The sequence below is a fragment of the Exiguobacterium sp. UBA6282 genome (assembly GCF_002440475.1).
Taxonomy (GTDB): Bacteria; Bacillota; Bacilli; order Exiguobacteriales; family Exiguobacteriaceae; genus Exiguobacterium_A.
The window spans coordinates 29982-31791 of sequence record NZ_DJUM01000057.1; the positions used below are offsets into that span (position 1 = coordinate 29982).

Genomic DNA, 1810 nt, shown 5'->3' on the forward strand with positions numbered 1-1810 from the left:
TCATCGTTTCATCCTCCTCATAATGTCGTGCGGACCGACCACAGTTCCGGGAAGAACCGGTGGTCGAGCACACGCCGTAGATAACTGACACCAGACGAACCGCCCGTTCCTGGTTTTTGTCCGATGATCCGTTCGACGGTACTCATATGGTTAAAGCGCCACATCTGTTGCTGGCTCCCGATATCCAGTAGTTTTTCACCGAGTTCATACAGATCCCAGTACCGCTCGACATCACGATAGACGCTTGCCCAAGCGGCCTCGACACTTGTATTTGGTGTCCAGTCTTCCGTGACATCACGCTCAAGGACGGACGCGTCGATCGGTAGCCCATGGCGCGCCATCGCCCGGATCGTTTCATCGTAGATGCTTGGTGTCTTCAAGTCTTCGAGCATCATCGGATAGAGTGTTTCATCATGTGCATAAACTTTTAGCATCTGCTCATTCTTGAAACCGAGCGCGAATTCGATTTGCCGGTTTTGATACGATTGGAAACCGGATGAGTGACCAAGTGCGTCACGGAATTCCAGATATTCGGCAGGGGTCAAGGTCGACAAGACATTCCACGACTGGATCAACTGGTGCTGAATCTTTGAAATCCGTGCGAGCATCTTAAACGATGATTCGAGATCATCGTTTGCAACGGCTTGCGTCGCTGCACGCATCTCATGCAGGATCAGCTTCATCCATAGCTCGCTCGTTTGATGAATGATGATGAACAGCATCTCGTCATGATGCCCCGATAAGCGATGTTGACTCGTAAGCAATGGATCCAGTTGCAAATAATCCCCATAGGACATATCTTTCTTAAAATCCGTTTGAATCGATGCTTCAATAGACGTAGGATCTGTCTTTGTCATTCCCATTCATCCCCTTTATCGAGTTAATTCAGTTTTCGTTTTTCAGCGGTCTTCAGTTGTTCTGGATGCGCCCGTTTCCAGAAGAAATAGGCGATAGATAAGAACACTAACCACGGTATACCAAACTTCAAGACGATTTGGAAATCTGTGAACCATGTCGTCAGGACGAGTGCGAATAACAACAATGCACCGAGGGCCGTCAGATACGGATAGCCCATCATCCGAACCGGTAACGTCCGTCCACCTTCACGTTCCCAGGCTTTACGGAAGTAGAGGTGGGAGATGAAAATCATGAACCATGTGAAGATCGCCCCGAACATCGAAATCCCCATCATGAACGGATAAGAGACGCTCGACTGACTGCTGATGATCGCAGCGAGAAAAATGCCGAGTGTTGATAAGGCGAGTGCGAAGAGCGGTACACCTTTTCGATTTAAACGACCAAATACTTTTGGCGCATATGTTGCCTTGGATAATGAATACATCATCCGTGTCGAAGCATACAGCTGACTGTTCATCGCGGAGAGCGCTGCCGTCAGGATGATGAAGTTCATGATACCGCCTGCATATGGAATCGATAGCATCTCCATTACTTTGACGAACGGACTTTGATCGACGCCGCCTGCTTGTTGCCACGGGACAATCATCAACATTAAAGCAATCGTGACGACATAAAACGTCGAGAGACGGAAAACCGTCGCTTTTAATGCTTTCGGTACGGCAACGTCCGGGTCCTTTGCTTCACCGGCAGTGACAGCAATCAATTCCGTTCCGAGGAAACTGAACAGGGAGATGAAGATCGCAATCCAGAGACCCGAGAAGCCGAATGGCATGAAGCCACCATCATTCGTGAAGTTTTGTGGACCAATCTCAGGGCTCGGACTACCGATGACCAAGTAAGCACCAAGCAGGATGAACAGTAAGATGGCACTAATCTTAATGACCGAGAACCA

2 protein-coding genes are annotated in these 1810 nt (G+C 48.9%); both read right to left on the bottom strand.

Features of this window, described 5'->3' with window-relative positions; translation table 11 throughout:
• Positions 1-17: 17 nt before the first annotated feature.
• Positions 18-857, bottom strand: coding sequence for a tryptophan 2,3-dioxygenase (gene kynA / locus B2751_RS15120; RefSeq protein ID WP_290775525.1), 840 nt, complete (start codon positions 855-857; stop codon positions 18-20).
• A gap of 23 nt (positions 858-880) precedes the next feature.
• On the bottom strand, positions 881-1810 hold a 930-nt coding region (locus B2751_RS15125), incomplete at its 5' end, for an amino acid permease (protein WP_290775527.1).